The organism is Streptomyces sp. NPDC017991 (assembly GCF_044328075.1).
In the GTDB taxonomy this organism is placed as follows: domain Bacteria; phylum Actinomycetota; class Actinomycetes; order Streptomycetales; family Streptomycetaceae; genus Streptomyces.
Genome location: NZ_JBIRGP010000007.1, coordinates 92,070 through 111,141, shown reverse-complemented (window position 1 = coordinate 111,141; position 19,072 = coordinate 92,070). Strand labels below are relative to the sequence as shown.

Below are 19,072 nucleotides of genomic sequence, written 5' to 3'. Positions count from 1 at the left end.
TTCGGCTCAGCCGTCCGGGGGCTTCTCTTTCTCCTCACTGGAGAACACCTGGAGCAGCCAGGACGAGAACGACCCCGTCACCGCGCCGAGCAGGGCGAGCCCGCAGGCCATCAGCCCCACCGCGATCACCCGCCCCGCGGCCGTCACGGGAGCCACATCGCCGTACCCCACGGTCGCCATCGTCGCGCAGGTCCACCACACCGCGTCGCCGAAGGTGTGGATCGTCGCGCCCGGTGCCGTGCGCTCCTGCTGGTACACGGCGAGCGCGCCCGCGAAGCCGAGGAGGGACACGGCCAGACCCGCGTACGTGATCACGCGGGCGTGCAGGGCCAGCCGGGGCCGCCCGCGTCGGCGCTGCACGGCCTCGTAGACCTTCACCACGCGCAGCGGGCGCAGCAGGGGCAGCACCAGGACGACCGTGTCCAGCCAGTGCCTCCGTACGAAACGGGGCCCCTGGCCGCTCAGCCGCCAGCGCACGGCGTAGTCGACGGCGAACACCGCCCAGGCCCCCAGCATCACCGCGCCACAGGCGCTCGGCCAGGGCTCCGGCAGCCCGTGGCCCAGGACCCGGATCGCGTACGAGGTGAAGAAGAGCACAGAGGTGACGACGAGCGGCAGCTCGGTGCGGCGCTCCCAGCGCGTCGTGCGGGTGTCGTCGTCCATCACCTCAGCTTGGCGGCGGGCCCTTTCGCGCGGTACCCGGCGACACGCCGCGAACGGGCGAAGCCATATGCTTCACCCCATGACGAGTGAGCCGGAGCAGCAGATCGGAGTCGGCACACAGGACGCGTTCCAGCGCCTGTGGACGCCCCACCGGATGGCGTACATCCAGGGTGAGAACAAGCCGACCGGTCCCGGGGCCGGCGACGGCTGTCCGTTCTGCGCGATTCCGGCGAAATCCGACGAGGACGGGCTCGTCATCAAGCGCGGCGAGCAGGTCTACGCGGTGCTCAACCTGTACCCGTACAACGGTGGCCATCTGATGGTCGTGCCCTACCGGCATGTCGCGGACTACACCGATCTGACCGTCCCGGAGACCGCCGAGCTCGGCGAGCTGACCAAGCAGGCGATGACCGCGCTGCGGACCGCGTCCGGTGCGCACGGCTTCAACATCGGCATGAACCAGGGTTCGGTCGCGGGGGCCGGTATCGCCGCGCACCTCCACCAGCACATCGTGCCCCGCTGGGGCGGGGACACGAACTTCATGCCGGTGGTCGGGCACACCCGGGTGCTGCCGCAACTCCTCGCGGACACCCGGAAGATGCTCGCGGAGGCCTGGCCGTCGGTCTGAGGCCCGGCCTCCCGGAGGTCCATCCCGCGTAGACGCCTACGCGTCGTACAGATCCGCCTTCCTCGGTGAGGCTTCCTGGACGGCCCCGCTGAGGGCGGACGAGCGGCTGCCGAACTTCGTCGTGTCCACGCCGTTGTCGTTCAGCACCCTGATCGCTGCCGCGTGCACCACCCGCAGCACGGGGGTCGCGGCGCGCAGGGCGTCGTCCGCCATGAAGCGGTGCCGCCAGGGCTTGGCCGCCCAGGCGTGGCGCAGGCCGAAGGGCTCCGGCAGGGTCAGCTTGCCGCCGAGGTGGTCGAGGATCGGCGGATACCAGGTGAAGGGCGCGCGCACCGCGAGCCGTACGACCTCGTCGGCGTCGACCAGCGGCAGCTTCTGCGTCTTGGTCTCCCAGAACCTGACGGTCTTCGGGACCGTCTTCGTCTTGGCGGCGGGCCCGCTGGTGAACAGCGAGTGCACGGGCCCCAGGGCGTGACCGGTGACCTCGATGCGCAGCGTCTCGTGCAGCACGGTCACGGTGATCAGCATCGTGATGATCAACTGGCCGTCCCAGAGGGTCCACTGGACCCCGAGGTAGTGGCGGTCACCGCTGCCGAACTGCTGCTTGTTGCAGATCTCCTGTATTTTGTGCGTCTTGACCTGGTACGCGTCCACGTCGGTGCCGCCCGGGCGGGAGACCGAGCCCGCGTTCTCGTTGATCGGTGTGACCACCCAGTGCTTTATCGAAGGCGCCGGGAAACCACCGGTGTTGAGCGGGCCGCGCTCCAGCATGCGCAGCTGGTCGTGGATCGACCGGATCACGTCCCAGCTGCGGAAGGGATGGATCTCCTTGGTGGAGTCGGCCGACACCAGGTCCTCGGCGAGCTGCCAGGTGCCCCAGCGTGTGCCCATGCCCAGTATTCCCTTGGGGCCCGCGTAGAAGACCGAGTTCGACTGCTGCTCGGCGCTCAGGCGTGCCAAACCCTGGCGCAGCCGCTCGGCCGTCGTCTCGCCGGGGCTGCCGGGCACCGCCTCGGGAATCTTGGCGCCGATGCCGCCGCCCGCCAGCAGGCTGCTCCAGCGCTCCCGCAGATCGTGGGCCGTGCGCTCGCAGATCTGCTTCGCCCAGAACCAGCCCAGGACGGGCGCGACGATCGCCGCGCGTGCGTACCAGGCCCAGAAGCCGCCGAAGGGCATCTTGAGCAGGAAGAGGACCGCCAGGCCGCCCACCCCGATCAGGATCGTGGTGGCGAGAACCCCGGCCCGCTTGTCCTCGGCCTTGGCGACCGAGCGGCGGATCTGGAAGACCAGCAGCCAGATCAGCAGACCGGGCAGGAAGATCAGGCCGGTCAGCGCCATCACCGCGGTGAGCCAGCTGTCCCGCTCCTTGCGGATGCGGTTCGCCGCCAGACAGTGCTCGACGACCACCTGCGGCTCCGTGCCGAAGGACTGGATGAGCGCGCCCCGGCCGCCGCCCAGCATCCGGAGCTGCACGGCCCGGGCGAAGGCCTCGCCCAGGTTCGGCTTGAAGATCGACGCCCACTTGAGGCCCGGTGAGACCTTCGACTGGTGCCACTCGCTGTTGGCGTCGAGGATCGCTTCGACGGGACTGTCCCGATAGGCCGCGGAGGCGAGCGCGAACGTCGCCGCCGTCTGTCCCGCCGAACCCGAGAGCGGAACCTGTGCCCCGGGCCTGAAATCGAATGCGTCGTCCGCCATTGCCGCCCCCATCGCCGCCTTGCCCCGCTGCTGCGGCATTCCCGACTTCGGTGCTCCGCACACCTGTTGATCAGGTCATCGTCTTGATCAGGTTCTCAGGGTAGCGCCAGGGACCGACATTCGTCGGCGGACCGCCGCAGCCGTCCGCCGGTCGAAGGGGAGACCAACTAGTGCGCGCCCTGAGCCTGTTCGCGGACCCTGTCGGTCAACTGCGGCGGCATGGGCTCGTGCCGGGCATAGGTGCGGTCGAAACGCGCGGTCCCGTGCGAGAGGGAGCGCAGATCGACCGCGTACCGCCCGATCTCGATCTCCGGGACCTCGGCCCGTACGAGGGTCCGGCCGCCCGGCGTCTGTTCGGTGCCGACGACCCGTCCGCGCCGGCCCGACAGATCGCTCATCACGGCCCCCACGTACTCGTCGCCCACCAGGACCGTCACCTCGGCGACCGGCTCCAGGAGATGGATCCGCGCGTCGGTCGCGGCCTCCCGCAGGGCGAGCGCGCCGGCGGTCTGGAACGCCGCGTCCGACGAGTCCACGGAGTGCGCCTTGCCGTCGGTCAGCGTGATCCGCACGTCGATGAGCGGATAGCCCGCGGTCACGCCCCTGGCGGCCTGGGCGCGCACTCCCTTCTCCACGGACGGGATGAACTGCCGGGGCACGGCACCGCCCACCACCTTGTCGACGAACTCGATGCCGGAGCCCCCGGGCAGCGGCTCCACCTCGATCTCGCAGATCGCGTACTGCCCGTGCCCGCCGGACTGCTTCACATGACGGCCGCGCCCCGCCGACCTGGTGGCGAACGTCTCCCGCAGGGACACCTTGTGCGGTACGACGTCGACCTGGACGCCGTACCGGTTGCGCAGCCGTTCCAGGGCGACGTCCGCGTGGGCCTCGCCCAGGCACCACAGGACGACCTGGTGGGTGTTCCGGTTCTGTTCCAGGCGCATGGTGGGGTCCTCGGCGACCAGCCGGCCCAGACCTTGCGAGAGCTTGTCCTCGTCGGCCTTGCTGTGCGCCTGGATGGCGAGCGGCAGCAGGGGGTCGGGCATCTCCCAGGGCTCCATCAGGAGCGGGTCGTCCTTGGCCGAAAGCGTGTCCCCGGTCTCGGCGCGGTGCAGCTTGGCCACACAGGCCAGATCGCCCGCGATCGCGTGCGTGAGGGCGCGCTGCTGCTTGCCGAAGGGAGCGGACAGGGCGCCGATGCGTTCGTCCGCCTCGTGGAGGGCACGGCCCTCGTGACCGTGGTCGGCGAGGCCGTGCCCGGACACGTGCACCGTCTCGTCCGGACGCAGCGTCCCGGAGAACACCCGCACCATCGAGACCCGGCCCACGTACGGGTCGGAGGCGGTCTTCACGACCTCGGCGACCAGCGGCCCGTCCGGATCGCACGCCCTGACCCGGCGGGCCCGGCCGTCCGGGGTGGTGACCATCGGGGCCTCGCGCTCCAGCGGCGTCGGGAAGCCGCCCGTGATCAGTTCGAGCAGCTCCACCGTGCCCAGCCCCTGCCGGGCTCCCTCGGCGGCGGGCGCGGCGGCCAGCACCGGATGGAAGACCCCGCGCGCGACGGCCCGCTCCAGGTCCTGCACGAGTGTCCTGAAATCGATCTCCTCACCGCCGAGATAGCGGTCCATGAGGGTCTCGTCCTCACTCTCCGAGATGATTCCCTCGATCAGCCGGTTGCGGGCCGCCTCGATGAGCGGCATCTGCTCGGGACCCGGCTCGGACTCCTTGCGCTCCCCGGACGAGTAGTCGAACAGCCGCTGCGAGAGCAGCCCGATCAGCCCCGTCACCGGCACGTGCCCGTCGGGTCCCTGAGAGCCGTGCAGCGGCAGGTACAGCGGCAGTACGGCGTCGGGGTCGTCCGCGCCGAAGGCGTCCGCGCAGATCCGGGTCATCTCGTCGAAGTCGGCCCGCGCCGACTCCAGGTGCGTCACCACGATGGCCCTCGGCATGCCCACCGCCGCGCACTCCTCCCACACCACGCGCGTCGAGCCGTCCACCCCGTCCGAGGCCGAGACGACGAAAAGGGCCGCGTCCGCCGCCCGCAGACCGGCCCTCAGCTCGCCGACGAAATCGGCGTAGCCGGGAGTGTCCAGCACATTTATCTTGTATCCGTCCCAGTCGACCGGGACCAGGGAGAGCTGCACCGAGCGCTGCTGCCGGTGCTCGATCTCGTCGTAGTCGGAGACGGTGCCGCCGTCCTCCACACGGCCCGCCCTGTTCACCGCTCCCGCGGTCAGCGCGAGAGCCTCCACCAGAGTCGTCTTGCCCGAACCGCTGTGGCCGACCAGCACCACATTCCGTACGGACGCGGGGTGGTCGGCCGCCGTAGCCCTGCCGGCGGCTCCGGAGTGTGCGTTCGCGTTGTCGCCCATGGAATTGCCTCCCGTGCACGGTGAGGTCACTGTGGGCGCGGGCCGGCGGATCCGCGAATGGCGGCTCCGTTGACGCCCGCGGTGCCATCGAGCTTCGCACTCGTGTCACGGTGCGTCCATACGGCGGACACGATCGCGCCGCCCCCCGCCGAGCCCCCGGATGTCACCAGGACGTGACACGGGGCGCGGGTGCCCGACCGTCGCACACGCGCACGCGTGGCTACGATGGGCCAGCCGGTGGCCAGCAGGGGCCGCCCGGCCACACCGACCGTCGGGAAGGCCATGCTGAACAAGTACGCGCGTGCATTCTTTACGCGTGTCCTCACACCGTTCGCCGCGTTTCTCATCCGCCGGGGGGTGAGCCCCGACACGGTCACCCTCCTGGGCACGGCCGGAGTGATGGCGGGCGCGCTGGTCTTCTACCCCCGGGGAGAGCTCTTCTGGGGCACGATCGTCATCACGCTGTTCGTGTTCTCGGACCTGGTCGACGGCAACATGGCACGCCAGCTGGGCCGCTCCAGCCGCTGGGGCGCCTTCCTCGACTCGACACTCGACCGGGTGGCCGACAGCGCGGTCTTCGGCGGCTTCGCCCTCTGGTACGCGGGCGGCGGTGACAACAACGTCCTGTGCGCCGTGTCGATCTTCTGCCTGGCCAGCGGTCAGGTGGTGTCGTACACCAAGGCCCGGGGCGAGTCGATCGGCCTGCCCGTCGCCGTCAACGGCCTCGTCGAGCGCGCCGAACGCCTGGTGATCTCGCTGGTCGCGGCCGGTCTGGCCGGCTTCCACAAGTTCGGCGTGCCAGGCATCGACGTACTGCTGCCGATCGCCCTGTGGATCGTCGCCGTGGGCAGTGTCGTCACCCTGATCCAGCGCGTCGTCACGGTGCGCCGGGAGGCCGCCGAGGCCGACGCGGAGGTCGCCGCCCCGCCGGGGAACTCACCGGAAAGCACCTCGCACAACAGCGAGGCCACCTCGTGAGCGGTCTGCGGGACCAGCTGACCTACGGCGCGTACGCCGCGGGCTGGGGAGCCGTCAAGAAGCTCCCCGAGCCGGTGGCCGTGCGCCTGGGCCGGACCATCGCCGACATCACCTGGAAGCGGCGCGGCAAGGGCGTACTGCGTCTGGAGTCGAACTACGCGCGCGTGCTGCCCGACGCGAGTCCGGAGCGGCTCGCGGAGCTGTCCCGCGCGGGCATGCGTTCGTATCTGCGCTACTGGATGGAATCGTTCCGGCTGCCCGCCTGGAGCGAGGAACGCATCAGGAGCGGTTTCGAGGCGAAGGACCTCCACCATCTGACCGAGGGGCTCGCGGCGGGCAAGGGCGTCGTCCTCGCGCTGCCGCACCTGGGCAACTGGGACCTCGCTGGCGCCTGGGTCACCACCAGCCTCCGGACGCCGTTCACGACGGTCGCCGAGCGCCTCAAGCCCGAGAAGCTCTACGACCGGTTCGTGGCGTACCGCGAGGGCCTCGGCATGGAGGTGCTGCCGCACAGCGGGGGCACCGCGTTCGGCACGCTGGCCAGGCGGCTGCGCGACGGCGGCCTGGTCTGCCTGGTCGCCGAGCGCGACCTGTCCGCCTCCGGGGTCGAGGTCTCCTTCTTCGGGGACACCACCCGGATGCCCGCGGGCCCGGCCCTGCTCGCCCAGCAGACCGGCGCGCTGCTGCTGCCGGTGACACTGTGGTACGACGACTCGCCCGTGATGCGTGGCCGGGTCCATCCCCCCGTCGAGGTGCCCGAGTCAGGTACGCGGGCCGAGAAGACGTCTGTCATGACGCAGGCGCTGGCCGACGCCTTCGCCACGGGGATTGCCGACCATCCGGAGGACTGGCACATGCTGCAACGCTTGTGGCTCGCCGACCTGGAGCCCCGCCCGGGGACGACCGAGGGGCAGCCCCCGTCCGGAGCACAGCAGGACCGGAACGGGCACGACGACGGGGTCCGTCACGATGACGGGGTTCGTCACGATGACGGGGTCCGCCACGACCACGGGGCACGGCTCGACGACGGGATCCGGCACGACGATCAGGTCCGGCCGGGGGAGCGGCCATGAGGATCGGCATCGTCTGCCCGTACTCCTGGGACGTCCCCGGGGGAGTCCAGTTCCACATCCGCGACCTGGCCGACCACCTCATCGCGCTCGGGCACCACGTGTCCGTCCTCGCGCCCGCCGACGACGAGACACCGCTCCCGCCGTACGTCGTCTCGGCGGGCCGTGCCGTTCCGGTGCCGTACAACGGCTCGGTCGCGCGCCTCAACTTCGGGTTCCTGTCCGCCGCGCGGGTCCGCCGCTGGCTGCACGACGGCACGTTCGACGTCATCCACATCCACGAGCCGGCCTCGCCGTCCCTCGGCCTGCTGGCCTGCTGGGCGGCCCAGGGGCCGATCGTCGCCACCTTCCACACGTCGAACCCGCGGTCCCGCGCGATGATCGCCGCGTACCCGATCCTGCAGCCCGCCCTGGAGAAGATCAGCGCGCGGATCGCGGTCAGCGAGTACGCGCGGCGCACGCTCGTCGAGCACCTGGGCGGCGACGCCGTGGTCATCCCGAACGGCGTCGACGTGGACCACTTCGCGAAGGCCGAGCCCAACCCCGCGTGGCAGGGCGGCACGATCGGCTTCGTGGGCCGTATCGACGAGCCCCGCAAGGGCCTGCCGGTCCTCATGAAGGCGTTGCCGAAGATCCTCGCCGAGCGGCCGGAGACCCGGCTGCTGGTCGCCGGACGCGGCGACGAGAAGGAGGCGGTCGAGAAGCTTCCGGCCGAGCTGCGCTCGCGCGTCGAGTTCCTCGGCATGGTCAGCGACGAGGACAAGGCGCGGTTCCTGCGCAGCGTCGACCTGTACATCGCGCCCAACACCGGCGGCGAGAGCTTCGGCATCATCCTGGTCGAGGCCATGTCGGCGGGCGCGCCCGTGCTCGCCTCCGACCTCGACGCGTTCGCGCAGGTCCTGGACCAGGGCGCGGCGGGCGAGCTGTTCACCAACGAGGACGCGGACGCGCTGGCCGCGTCGGCGGTACGGCTCCTCGGCGATCCGGCGCGACGCGCGGAACTGCGCGAGCGGGGGAGCGCGCACGTGCGGCGCTTCGACTGGTCGACGGTCGGCGCGGACATCCTGTCCGTGTACGAGACGGTCACGGACGGCGCGGCGGCGGTGGCGGCGGCGGACGAACCGGCGGAGCCGGGTGGTCTCCTGGCCCGCTTCGGGCTGGCCCGCGACTGACCCTCCGGGCGGCAGTGTTTCGGCTGCGGGCCGGTGGGGGCGTGTCGCGCAGTTCCCCGCGCCCCTGAAAAGCCGGCTTCGCCGTGCTTTTCATCCCGCCCGGCGGACGGATGGGCAGGGGCGAAGCCCCGCCCCTCAGGGGCGCGGGGAACTGCGCGACCAGCCCCCACCGGGCCGCACCCGGAAACGATCGGACAGGCGCCGCAGGCGCCATCGCGGGGGCGCCGCCGGGCAAGGCGCCCCCACCCCCACCGGTAGCGTGTGCCCCCGTGACCTCCACACTGATCTGGATCGTGGTCGCCCTCGTGGCGATCGGCCTCTACCTGAGCTGGACGGCAGGCCGCCTCGACCGCCTGCACTCGCGCATCGACGCGGCCCGCGCGGCCCTCGACGCACAGCTCCTGCGCCGCGCCTCGGTCGCACAGGAACTGGCCACCGCCGGCGTGCTCGATCCGGCCGCGTCGATGGTGCTCTACGAGGCGGCGCACGCCGCCCGGCAGGCCGAGGAGGACCACCGGGAGGTCGCCGAGAGCGACCTCAGCCAGGCACTGCGGGCCGTCTTCGGAGCGACCGAGCAGGTCGAGGCGGTCCGGGCGGCCCGGGGCGGCGAGGAAGCGGCCCGCGAACTCGCCCAGGCGGTCCGCCGCGTACCGATGGCCCGGCGCTTCCACAACGACGCCGTACGGGCGGCCCGTGCCCTGCGCCGCCACCGCACGGTGCGCTGGTTCCGGCTGGCCGGACACGCCCCGTTCCCCCTGGCCGTCGAGATGGACGACGAGCCGCCGACGGCGCTGGCGGACCGCCCCGGGACGTAGTCCACGCGCGCGTGGACTACGCACCAGCCCCTCACGCAGGGCGCTGACCAGGTAAAACCCGTATCAGCGCGCGGAAAATGAGCCACCGCCTACCCATTGGCCCTTGCTGTGGCCTGGTCCCCGGGCGTTTCCTCGGTGTTTGCAGAAGCCCTCTTTCACCGAGTGAGGTCAACCCGTGTCCAGCACGCTCTCCCACCCCGCCCAGCCCACCGACACCCCGGCCACCGGCACCGCGCGCGTGAAGCGCGGTATGGCCGAGCAGCTCAAGGGCGGCGTGATCATGGACGTCGTCACGCCCGAGCAGGCGAAGATCGCCGAGGACGCGGGCGCCGTGGCCGTCATGGCCCTGGAGCGGGTCCCGGCCGACATCCGCAAGGACGGCGGCGTGGCACGCATGTCCGACCCGGACATGATCGAGGGCATCATCGAGGCCGTCTCGATCCCGGTGATGGCCAAGTCGCGCATCGGCCACTTCGTGGAGGCCCAGGTCCTGCAGTCCCTCGGCGTCGACTACATCGACGAGTCCGAGGTGCTCACCCCCGCCGACGAGGTCAACCACTCCGACAAGTGGGCCTACACGACCCCCTTCGTCTGTGGCGCCACCAACCTGGGCGAAGCCCTGCGCCGGATAGCCGAGGGCGCCGCCATGATCCGCTCCAAGGGCGAGGCCGGCACCGGCAACGTCGTCGAGGCCGTGCGCCACCTGCGCCAGATCAAGAACGAGATCGCCCGGCTGCGCGGCTACGACAACAACGAGCTGTACGCCGCCGCCAAGGAGCTGCGCGCCCCGTACGAGATCGTCAAGGAGGTCGCCGAGCTGGGCAAGCTCCCGGTCGTGCTGTTCTCCGCGGGTGGTGTGGCCACTCCCGCCGACGCCGCTCTGATGCGCCAGCTCGGTGCCGAGGGTGTCTTCGTCGGCTCCGGCATCTTCAAGTCCGGTGACCCGGCCAAGCGCGCCGCGGCCATCGTGAAGGCCACCACCTTCTACGACGACCCGAAGATCATCGCGGATGCCTCCCGCAACCTGGGCGAGGCCATGGTCGGCATCAACTGCGACACCCTCCCCGAGTCCGAGCGCTACGCGAACCGCGGCTGGTGACCATTCCCGCGGACGGTGGATGCCCTCCGGACGGCAGACGTCGTCCGGGCGGAAACCATCCTCTCCAGGGCACCCCTTCACACAAGGCAGGCAATCCGTAGATGAGCACCACCCCCGTCATAGGCGTCCTGGCCCTCCAGGGCGACGTACGGGAGCACCTCATCGCCCTGGCCGCGGCGGACGCCGTGGCCAGGCCGGTGCGGCGCCCCGAGGAACTCGCCGAGGTGGACGGACTGATCGTCCCTGGCGGTGAGTCCACCACCATCTCCAAACTGGCCGTCCTCTTCGGCCTGATGGAGCCCCTCCGCGCGCGCGTGCGGGACGGCCTGCCCGTCTACGGCAGCTGCGCGGGCATGATCATGCTCGCCGACAAGATCCTCGACCCGCGCTCGGGCCAGGAGACCATCGGCGGCATCGACATGATCGTGCGCCGCAACGCCTTCGGACGGCAGAACGAATCCTTCGAGGCGAAGGTCGACGTGACGGGCATCGAGGGCGATGCCGTGGAGGGACTCTTCATCCGGGCCCCCTGGGTGGAATCAGTGGGCGCGGAGGCCGAGGTACTGGCCGAGTACGGCGGTCACATCGTCGCCGTGCGGCAGGGCAACGCGCTCGCCACGTCGTTCCACCCGGAACTGACCGGCGACCACCGGGTGCACGGTCTCTTCGTCGACATGGTGCGCGCGACCCGGACAGTGGCGTCCTAGTAGGATCTGGGGGTCCCCCAGGCTCTCGAAGCCTCGGGAGTTCGTACTGGTTGGGTTACGCGAAGGAGACAGGCAGATGTCCGGCCACTCTAAATGGGCCACGACGAAGCACAAGAAGGCCGTGATCGACGCCAAGCGCGGCAAGCTCTTCGCGAAGCTGATCAAGAACATCGAGGTCGCGGCGCGTATGGGCGGCGTGGACCTCGACGGCAATCCGACGCTTTACGACGCCGTGCAGAAGGCCAAGAAGTCCTCGGTTCCGAACAAGAACATCGACTCCGCGGTCAAGCGCGGCGGTGGTCTCGAAGCCGGTGGCGCCGACTACGAGACGATCATGTACGAGGGCTACGGCCCCAACGGTGTCGCGGTGCTCATCGAGTGCCTCACCGACAACCGCAACCGCGCCGCCTCGGACGTACGCGTCGCCATGACCCGCAACGGCGGCAACATGGCCGACCCGGGTTCCGTCTCGTACCTGTTCCACCGCAAGGGCGTCGTCATCGTCCCCAAGGGCGAGCTGTCCGAGGACGACGTCCTGGGTGCCGTGCTCGACGCGGGTGCCGAGGAGGTCAACGACCTCGGTGAGTCCTTCGAGGTCCTCTCCGAGGCCACCGACCTGGTCGCGGTGCGCACCGCGCTCCAGGAGGCCGGCATCGACTACGACTCCGCCGACGCCAACTTCGTCCCGACCATGCAGGTCGAGCTGGACGAGGACGGCGCCCGCAAGATCTTCAAGCTCATCGACGCCCTTGAGGACAGCGACGACGTGCAGAACGTCTTCGCCAACTTCGACGTGAGCGACGAGGTCATGGAGAAGGTCGACGCGTAACACCGCACTCCGCGCGTCACCCCGCCACGGGCGGTACGGGCTCAACGGGCCGACGGGACACACCCCGTCGGCCCGTTCCGTTGCCCGCCGGTCCTCTCGCCGGCCCGTCCTCCTGTCGGGCGTCGCTGGCGGGCGTTGTCGGTGGCACCCGATAACCTGCACGAATCGGGGGCAGCTCCCCGGTGGTGGCCGGGTGGGGCCGATGAGTCGAAGGAGGGGGCCGGGTGCGGGTACTGGGCGTCGACCCCGGGTTGACCCGGTGCGGTGTCGGTGTCGTCGAGGGCGTGGCGGGCCGGCCGCTCGCCATGATCGCCGTCGGAGTCGTCCGCACCCCCGCCGACGCGGAGTTGGGGCAGCGACTCGTCGCCATCGAGCAGGGCATCGAGCAGTGGCTCGACGAGCACCGGCCCGAATGCGTCGCCGTGGAGCGGGTGTTCAGCCAGCACAACGTCCGTACGGTGATGGGCACGGCCCAGGCCAGCGCCGTCGCGATGCTCTGTGCGGCCCGGCGCGGCATCCCCGTCGCCCTGCACACCCCCAGCGAGGTCAAGGCCGCCGTGACCGGCAACGGCCGCGCCGACAAGGCCCAGGTCGGCGCCATGGTCACCCGGCTGCTGCGGCTCGACGCGCCTCCCAAGCCGGCCGACGCCGCCGACGCCCTCGCCCTCGCCATCTGTCACATCTGGCGTGCCCCGGCCGTGAACCGCCTCCAGCAGGCACAGGCCGCGCACCGCCGGGCCCAGCTCTCCAGCCGGAAGGTCCCCCGATGATCGCCTTCGTCAGCGGCAAGGTCGCCGCCCTCGCCCCCGACTCCGCGGTGGTCGAGGTGGGCGGTATCGGCATCGCCGTCCAGTGCGCCCCCAACACGCTCTCCGGGCTGCGCATGGGCAAGGAGGCCCGGCTCGCCACCTCCCTGGTCGTCCGCGAGGACTCGCTCACGCTGTACGGCTTCGTGGACGACGACGAGCGCCAGACCTTCGTGCTGCTGCAGACCGCGAGCGGGGTGGGGCCGCGCCTGGCCCAGGCGATGCTCGCCGTGCACAGCCCGGACGCCCTGCGCCGCGCGGTGTCCACGGGGGACGAGAAGGCGCTCACCGCCGTCCCTGGCATCGGCAAGAAGGGTGCCCAGAAGCTGCTGCTTGAGCTCAAGGACCGCCTCGGGGAGCCGCTCGGTACGGGGGGCGCGGCGATCGGACGCCCCGTCGCCGCGGGGTGGCGGGAGCAGTTGCATGCCGCGCTGATCGGGCTGGGGTATGCGACTCGGGAGGCCGACGAAGCCGTCTCCGCGGTTGCGCCGCAGGCGGACGCCTCCGGCGAGGTGCCGCAGATCGGCCAGTTGTTGAAGGCCGCGCTTCAGACGCTCAACCGGGCTCGCTGACCCCGCGGGAGGCTGTCGTGAAGCTGCGGGTCCACTGTGGCTGGTCGCGCAGTTCCCCGCGCCTCTTCGGGGGCGAACCCTTGCGGGTCGCGCCCCCGTGGAGAGACTTTCACCCGTACGACCCGGAACCACCCGTACGACCCGGAACCACTACCCCGCGAGGCACGCCGAATGAACTGGGACGAGACGACCGACGACGCCGACGCCGAGCGGCTCGTCGGCGCGTCCACCGACGGTGAGGAGCAGGCCGTCGAGGCCGCTCTGCGGCCCAAGGACCTCGGTGAGTTCATCGGTCAGGAGAAGGTGCGCGAGCAGCTCGACCTCGTCCTGCGCGCCGCCCGCGCGCGGGGCGCCACCGCCGATCACGTGCTGCTCTCCGGCGCCCCCGGCCTGGGCAAGACCACCCTCTCGATGATCATCGCCGCCGAGATGGAAGCGCCGATCCGCATCACCAGCGGCCCCGCCATCCAGCACGCGGGCGACCTCGCGGCGATCCTCTCCTCCCTCCAGGAGGGTGAGGTCCTCTTCCTCGACGAGATCCACCGCATGTCGCGGCCCGCCGAGGAGATGCTCTACATGGCGATGGAGGACTTCCGCGTCGACGTCATCGTCGGCAAGGGCCCCGGCGCCACCGCCATCCCCCTCGAACTGCCGCCCTTCACGCTCGTCGGCGCCACCACGCGCGCGGGCCTGCTGCCGCCCCCGCTGCGCGACCGCTTCGGCTTCACCGCCCACATGGAGTTCTACGAGCCGGCCGAGCTGGAGCGGGTCATCCACCGCTCCGCACACCTGCTCGACGTGGAGATCGACACGGACGGGGCCGCCGAGATCGCCGGCCGCTCCCGGGGCACACCGCGTATCGCCAACCGTCTGCTGCGCCGGGTCCGCGACTACGCCCAGGTCAAGGCCGACGGCGTCATCGACCAGGACATCTCCAGGGCCGCCCTCGCGGTGTACGAAGTGGACAGCCGCGGCCTCGACCGCCTCGACCGGGGCGTCCTCGAAGCCCTGATCAAGCTCTTCGGCGGCGGGCCCGTCGGCCTCTCCACGCTCGCCGTGGCCGTGGGGGAGGAGCGGGAGACCGTCGAAGAGGTGGCCGAGCCCTTCCTCGTACGCGAGGGGCTGCTGGCCCGTACGCCCCGTGGACGCGTCGCCACACCGGCCGCGTGGGCTCACCTGGGCCTCACGCCGCCCCGGTCGTCAACCGGTGGAAACGGACAAGGGGACCTGTTCGGGGCGTGACGGCGAGGGGGCTCGCGAGGTCAGGAACCCCGGTGCCATGCTGAGCGTTGTTCCTTGACGGCGGACTCGCTTAGACTCCGCCGATGCCGCCCTTGTCGACGGCGTACACACCCCCATCCATCAGGCCGCTCACCATCGCGGTCGAATGAAGGAAGTTCCGTCCCGTGAGTCTCGTGACCCTCCTCCCGTTCATCGTGCTCATCGGGGCCATGTTCCTGATGACCCGGTCGGCCAAGAAGAAGCAGAATGCGGCCGCGCAGATGCGCAACGACATGCAGCCCGGCACCGGCGTCCGCACGATCGGTGGCATGTACGCGACGGTGAAGGAGGTCAACGAGGAGACGGTCCTTCTTGACGCGGGCCCGGGCGTCGACCTGCTCTTCGCGAAGAACGCCATCGGCGCGGTCCTCGGCGACGACGAGTACAACCGCATCGTCCACGGCATCGAGCACGACCTGAAGTCCGACGAGTCGGTCGTGCCGGACGACGCCTCCTCCCTCACCGAGACGGACGAGTCCGCCGACGTCTCCGACGGCAAGCACATCGACCTCGGCAAGAAGGACGTGGCCGACGAGCCGGTCGCCGAGCCGACCGTCGAGCCCGTTGCCGAGCCCGCCGACGAGTCCGCCGTCGCCGAGCCGAAGAAGACCGACGCCGCAGAGCTGAAGAAGTCCGACGGCGAGTCCGACACGAAGTAGCCACGACCGGGGACCGCGGAGTGCGCCGCTCGCGCGCCGCGACCCGGACGTCCGGCTTCGCGCGGAACCTCCACACCATTCGATGCCCGTCCGCGAAGGTACCGAGTGACCGGGCGGACGAAGAGGGAGAACAAGAAGGTGGCAGCACCTAAGAAGGGCCGACAGGGCACCCAGGGCAGGCCGGGGCGCACCTTGGCCCTGATCCTGATCGCCATCGTGGCGCTCACCGGCGGCATGTTCGCCTCCGGGCACACGACACCGCGACTGGGCATCGACCTCGCCGGCGGTACGAGCATCACGCTCCAGGCGAAGAACGAGCCCGGTCAGAAGAACGCGATCAACAAGACCAACATGGACACCGCGGTCGACATCATGAACCGTCGTGTCAACGGTCTGGGCGTCAGCGAAGCGGAGGTGCAGACCCAGGGCGACAGCAACATCATCGTCAACATCCCCAAGGGTACGAACTCCGAGCAGGCCCGGGAACAGGTCGGCACCACCGCCAAGCTCTACTTCCGTCCCGTGCTGGTCACCGAGGTCTCCGGCGCCGACGCCGCGACCCCGTCCCCGAGCGCGTCCGGCAGCTCCTCCGCGAGCCCTTCGGCCTCGGCCGAGGAGAGCGAGAAGGCCACCTCGTCCTCGTCGCCCTCCGCCTCCGCCACCTCGCAGGGCCGGGCGGTCACCGACGCGCTGAAGGCCGACCCCACTCCCTCGGCGAGCGGCGGGAGCTCCTCCGCCGACGCGTCCGCCTCGCCGTCCGCCTCCGCGAGCACCGACCCGGCGACCGCGAAGCTCCAGGCGCAGTACACCGCGCTGGACTGCAGCAAGAAGACGGTCCGCGCCAAGGCCGGTGACGGCGTCAAGGCCGGCGACCCGACCGTGGCCTGCGGCCAGAACTCGCAGGGCCAGTGGCAGAAGTACATCCTCGGCCCGGCCGAGGTCGAGGGCACGGACGTCGACAAGGCCTCGGCCGTGTTCGACACCCAGGGTGCCGCGGGCTGGAAAGTCACCATGGACTTCACCGGCAAGGGCGGCAAGAAGTTCGCGAGCATCACGGGCAAGCTGGCGCAGAACCAGTCCCCGCAGAACCAGTTCGCCATCGTCCTCGACGGTGAGGTCGTCTCCGACCCGTACGTCAGCCAGGCGCTGACCGGCGGCACCGCGGAGATCTCCGGCAGCTTCGACCAGCAGGAGGCCCAGGACCTCGCCAACATGCTGTCGTACGGCGCGCTGCCGCTCACCTTCACCGAGGCGAGCGTCACCACCGTCACCGCCGCGCTCGGCGGGGAGCAGCTGGAGGCCGGTCTGATCGCCGGCGCCATCGGCCTGGCCCTGGTCATCATCTACCTGGTGCTCTACTACCGGGGTCTGTCGCTCATCGCCATCGCCTCGCTGCTGGTCTCCGCGGTCATGACCTACGTGATCATGGCGCTGCTCGGCCCGACCATCGGCTTCGCGCTGAACCTGCCCGCGGTCTGTGGCGCCATCGTCGCGATCGGCATCACGGCGGACTCGTTCATCGTGTTCTTCGAACGCATCCGTGACGAGATCCGCGAAGGCCGCTCGATGCGCCCCGCGGTCGAGCGTGCCTGGCCGCGCGCCCGGCGCACCATCCTGGTCTCCGACTTCGTGTCGTTCCTCGCCGCCGCCGTGCTCTTCGTGGTCACCGTCGGCAAGGTCCAGGGCTTCGCCTTCACCCTGGGGCTGACCACCCTGCTCGACGTGGTGGTCGTCTTCTTCTTCACCAAGCCGCTGATGACGATCCTGGCCCGCAAGAAGTTCTTCGCGGAGGGCCACAGCTGGTCCGGCCTCGACCCGAAGCGACTGGGCGTGCAGCCGCCGCTGCGCCGCACCCGTCGTGCGTCCGCCCCCGTCGACACGAAGGAGGCGTGAGATGTCGAAACTCGGCACCCTCGGCGCCCGGCTCCACCGCGGTGAGATCGGCTACGACTTCGTCGGCAAGCGCAAGATCTGGTACGGCGTCTCGATCCTGATCACCATCACGGCGATCCTCGGCCTCGCGGTGCGCGGTCTGAACATGGGCATCGAGTTCCAGGGCGGCGCCGTCTTCACCACCGAGCGCACCAGCGTCTCGGTGAGCCAGGCCGAGACGTACGCGGAAGAGGCCTCCGGCCACGACGCGATCGTCCAGAAGCTCGGCAACGGCGGACTGCGCATCCAGGTCGCCGGCGTCGACACCGGCAAGTCCGACCAGATCAAGAAGACCCTCGCCGAGGACCTGAAGGTCGACTCGGAGAAGATCAACGCCGATCTGGTCGGCCCCAGTTGGGGTGATCAGGTCGCCAACAAGGCCTGGCAGGGCCTGGCGATCTTCATGGTCCTCGTCGTGATCTATCTGGCCATCGCCTTCGAGTGGCGCATGGCCGCTGCCGCGCTCGTGGCGCTCATCCACGACATCACCATCACGGTCGGTGTCTACGCGCTCGTCGGCTTCGAAGTCACCCCGGGCACCGTGATCGGTCTGCTCACGATCCTCGGTTACTCGCTGTACGACACGGTGGTCGTCTTCGACAGCCTCAAGGAACAGACGAAGGACATCACCAAACAGACCCGCTGGACCTACAGCGAGATCGCCGACCGCTCGATCAACGGCACCCTGGTGCGTTCGATCAACACCACGGTGGTCGCGCTGCTCCCGGTGGCGGGCCTGCTGTTCATCGGTGGCGGTGTCCTCGGCGCGGGCATGCTCAACGACATCTCGCTGTCGCTGTTCGTCGGCCTCGCCGCCGGCGCGTACTCCTCGATCTTCATCGCCACGCCGCTCGTCGCCGACTTCAAGGAGCGCGAGCCGCAGATAAAGGCACTGAGGAAGCGCATCCTGGCCAAGCGGGCCGCCGCCGCGGCGAAGGGCGAGTCCCTGGAGACCCCGGTCGTCGAGCGCTCGTACGACGACGAGGAGCCCGACGACGAAGCGACCCCCGCGGTCGTCGGACCCCGTGCCCAGCGCGCCCAGCCGTCGTCCCGGGGCAGGGGCCGCGGCCGCCCCTCGGGCAAGCGCCGATGACCGGACTCGCAGACACCACGGCGCTGCTGCTCAGCCGCATCCGTGACGTGCCTGACTACCCGGAGCCGGGCGTGATGTTCAAGGACATCACCCCGCTCCTGGCGGACCCGGCGGCGTTCACGGCGCTCACCGAGGCCCTGGCGGAGATCGCTGTCCGCAACGGCGCCACGAAGATCGTCGGCCTGGAGGCCCGCGGCTTCATCCTGGGCGCCCCGGTGGCGGTCCTCGCCAAACTGGGCTTCATCCCCGTACGCAAGGCCGGCAAGCTCCCCGGAGCGACCCTCGGCCAGACGTACGACCTGGAGTACGGCTCCGCCGAGATCGAGGTGCACGCCGAGGACCTCGTGCCGGGCGACCGTGTCCTGGTCGTCGACGACGTCCTCGCCACCGGTGGCACCGCCGAGGCCTCGCTCCGGCTGATCCGCAGGGCGGGCGCCGAGGTCGCCGGGGTGGCCGTTCTCATGGAGCTGGGTTTCCTGGGCGGCCGTGCCCGTCTGGAGCCCGCTCTGGACGGTGCCCCGCTGGAGGCACTGCTCACGGTCTGAGCGACCGGACGACCGACCGCCCGGCAACCCGGGCGGCCCCCCGTCCGACACAGCTCAGAACCCCGCAGGACACCGCGCAGGCGGGTCCCGGAGGAATCCGGGACCCGCCTCTCGCGTTTCTCTTGTGGAAGGCCGTCCCACCGGCCGAAG

At 70.6% G+C, this 19,072-nt stretch carries 18 protein-coding genes; 15 read left to right on the top strand and 3 right to left on the bottom strand.

All coding sequences use genetic code 11. The annotated features are described in order from the left end of the window. Positions 1-6: 6 nt before the first annotated feature. Entirely contained in the window at positions 7-663 is a 657-nt protein-coding gene (locus ACH4DZ_RS21610) for a potassium channel family protein (RefSeq protein WP_398288856.1), read from the bottom strand. A gap of 67 nt (positions 664-730) precedes the next feature. Here ACH4DZ_RS21610 and ACH4DZ_RS21605 point away from each other — a divergent pair, with 67 nt between their 5' ends. Beyond that, complete coding sequence (locus ACH4DZ_RS21605; RefSeq protein WP_398288854.1) at positions 731-1,291, top strand: HIT family protein; 561 nt, start codon at positions 731-733, stop codon at positions 1,289-1,291. Positions 1,292-1,327: 36 nt separating this feature from the next. Here ACH4DZ_RS21605 and ACH4DZ_RS21600 read toward each other — a convergent pair whose 3' ends face one another. Further along, entirely contained in the window at positions 1,328-3,001 is a 1,674-nt protein-coding gene (locus ACH4DZ_RS21600) for a hypothetical protein (RefSeq protein ID WP_398289216.1), read from the bottom strand. A gap of 155 nt (positions 3,002-3,156) precedes the next feature. Then, positions 3,157-5,364, bottom strand: a complete 2,208-nt coding sequence (locus ACH4DZ_RS21595; RefSeq protein WP_398288853.1) for an elongation factor G-like protein EF-G2 — start codon at positions 5,362-5,364, stop codon at positions 3,157-3,159. A gap of 225 nt (positions 5,365-5,589) precedes the next feature. On the opposite strand from ACH4DZ_RS21595, the gene pgsA reads away from it, so the two are divergent. From pgsA to ACH4DZ_RS21525, 14 genes are all read left to right on the top strand, one after another. After that, positions 5,590-6,342 carry a phosphatidylinositol phosphate synthase gene (gene pgsA / locus ACH4DZ_RS21590; RefSeq protein ID WP_398289215.1) on the top strand — a complete coding sequence of 251 codons (753 nt, stop codon included), beginning with the start codon at positions 5,590-5,592 and terminating at the stop codon, positions 6,340-6,342. Beyond that, entirely contained in the window at positions 6,339-7,415 is a 1,077-nt protein-coding gene (locus ACH4DZ_RS21585) for a phosphatidylinositol mannoside acyltransferase (RefSeq protein ID WP_398288850.1), read from the top strand. The genes pgsA and ACH4DZ_RS21585 overlap by 4 nt, the downstream gene beginning before the upstream one ends. Continuing rightward, entirely contained in the window at positions 7,412-8,584 is a 1,173-nt protein-coding gene (locus ACH4DZ_RS21580; RefSeq protein ID WP_398288848.1) for a glycosyltransferase family 4 protein, read from the top strand. The genes ACH4DZ_RS21585 and ACH4DZ_RS21580 overlap by 4 nt, the downstream gene beginning before the upstream one ends. 269 nt (positions 8,585-8,853) lie before the next feature. Beyond that, positions 8,854-9,399, top strand: coding sequence for a hypothetical protein (locus ACH4DZ_RS21575; protein ID WP_398288847.1), 546 nt, complete (start codon positions 8,854-8,856; stop codon positions 9,397-9,399). A gap of 175 nt (positions 9,400-9,574) precedes the next feature. Then, positions 9,575-10,498, top strand: coding sequence for a pyridoxal 5'-phosphate synthase lyase subunit PdxS (gene pdxS / locus ACH4DZ_RS21570; protein ID WP_398288846.1), 924 nt, complete (start codon positions 9,575-9,577; stop codon positions 10,496-10,498). A gap of 101 nt (positions 10,499-10,599) precedes the next feature. Next, the gene (pdxT, locus tag ACH4DZ_RS21565; protein ID WP_398288845.1) at positions 10,600-11,205 is read left to right on the top strand and encodes a pyridoxal 5'-phosphate synthase glutaminase subunit PdxT; all 606 of its coding nucleotides are present in this window, start codon (positions 10,600-10,602) and stop codon (positions 11,203-11,205) included. Between the two features lie 76 nt (positions 11,206-11,281). After that, positions 11,282-12,034 (top strand): YebC/PmpR family DNA-binding transcriptional regulator, encoded by a 753-nt coding sequence (locus ACH4DZ_RS21560; RefSeq protein WP_398288843.1) that lies wholly within the window; start codon positions 11,282-11,284, stop codon positions 12,032-12,034. A gap of 224 nt (positions 12,035-12,258) precedes the next feature. Beyond that, entirely contained in the window at positions 12,259-12,804 is a 546-nt protein-coding gene (gene ruvC, locus ACH4DZ_RS21555) for a crossover junction endodeoxyribonuclease RuvC (protein ID WP_398288842.1), read from the top strand. Further along, positions 12,801-13,412: a Holliday junction branch migration protein RuvA gene (gene ruvA / locus ACH4DZ_RS21550; protein WP_398288841.1), complete on the top strand. Its 612-nt coding sequence runs from the start codon at positions 12,801-12,803 to the stop codon at positions 13,410-13,412. Before ruvC ends, ruvA begins: the two co-directional genes overlap by 4 nt. Before the next feature lie 171 nt (positions 13,413-13,583). Further along, on the top strand, positions 13,584-14,654 hold the full coding sequence (gene ruvB / locus ACH4DZ_RS21545; protein WP_398288839.1) for a Holliday junction branch migration DNA helicase RuvB: 1,071 nt from the start codon (positions 13,584-13,586) through the stop codon (positions 14,652-14,654). A gap of 164 nt (positions 14,655-14,818) precedes the next feature. Then, positions 14,819-15,352, top strand: coding sequence for a preprotein translocase subunit YajC (gene yajC, locus ACH4DZ_RS21540; protein ID WP_398288837.1), 534 nt, complete (start codon positions 14,819-14,821; stop codon positions 15,350-15,352). A 138-nt stretch (positions 15,353-15,490) separates the two neighbouring features. Beyond that, positions 15,491-17,245, top strand: a complete 1,755-nt coding sequence (gene secD / locus ACH4DZ_RS21535; RefSeq protein ID WP_398288836.1) for a protein translocase subunit SecD — start codon at positions 15,491-15,493, stop codon at positions 17,243-17,245. Between the two features lies 1 nt (position 17,246). Then, on the top strand, positions 17,247-18,377 hold the full coding sequence (gene secF / locus ACH4DZ_RS21530) for a protein translocase subunit SecF (RefSeq protein ID WP_398288835.1): 1,131 nt from the start codon (positions 17,247-17,249) through the stop codon (positions 18,375-18,377). Beyond that, on the top strand, positions 18,374-18,922 hold the full coding sequence (locus ACH4DZ_RS21525) for an adenine phosphoribosyltransferase (RefSeq protein ID WP_398288834.1): 549 nt from the start codon (positions 18,374-18,376) through the stop codon (positions 18,920-18,922). Before secF ends, ACH4DZ_RS21525 begins: the two co-directional genes overlap by 4 nt. Positions 18,923-19,072: the final 150 nt, after the last annotated feature.